1 protein-coding gene is annotated in these 670 nt (G+C 70.1%); it reads left to right on the top strand.

Annotation, left to right across the window (positions count from 1 at the left end; translation table 11 throughout):
• The coding region (locus ACFWJO_RS38130) for a penicillin-binding transpeptidase domain-containing protein (RefSeq protein WP_386872748.1) at window positions 1–670 on the top strand (670 nt) is incomplete at both ends.

Genomic DNA, 670 nt, shown 5'->3' with positions numbered 1-670 from the left:
CTTCTATTCGCTCACCTACGGCACCGACGGGCTGGAGGCGGCCATGAACGAGCAGCTCTCCGGCACCCCCACGTCCCAGTTCGTGGACCGCGCCATGGAGATCATCACGGGTGCCACGCCTGAGGGCGACCAGGTGGAGCTGACGATCGACCCCGAGCTGCAGCGTCTGGCGTACGACGCGCTCCCGGACGGCGTGCGCGCCTCCGCCGTGGTCACGGACCCGACGACGGGCGAGATCCTGGCCATGGTGTCGAAGCCGGGCTTCGACTCCAACGCGCTCTCCTCGCACAGCCCGGCCGAGGCGCAGTCGGCCATGGCCGCGATCGACCAGATCCCCGGCGCCAGCGCGTACCTCAACCGCGCCGCGGAGCAGCTCGTGTCCCCCGGCTCCACGTTCAAGCTGATCGACGCGGTGGCCATGCTCGAGTCCGGTGACTACACCCCGGACGGGACGGTGGACATCCCCGCCGCGTGGACGCTGCCCGGCACGACCACGGAGCTGCCCAACTACGACGGCTCACCGTGCAACACCGTGGGGCGTCAGACCCTCACGTGGGCGCTGGCGCAGTCCTGCAACACGCCGTTCGCCATGGCCGCCGTCGAGCTGGGCCAAGACCGGATCCGGGAGGTCGCCGAGCGGTTCGGCTTCAACGACTCCTTCGACTACCCG

Origin of the sequence: Streptomyces sp. NPDC127092, assembly GCF_042722475.1 — a bacterium.
Classification (GTDB): domain Bacteria; phylum Actinomycetota; class Actinomycetes; order Streptomycetales; family Streptomycetaceae; genus Streptomyces.
The sequence above is the reverse complement of the archived record's forward strand: the minus strand, read 5'-3'. Positions and strand labels throughout refer to the sequence as shown.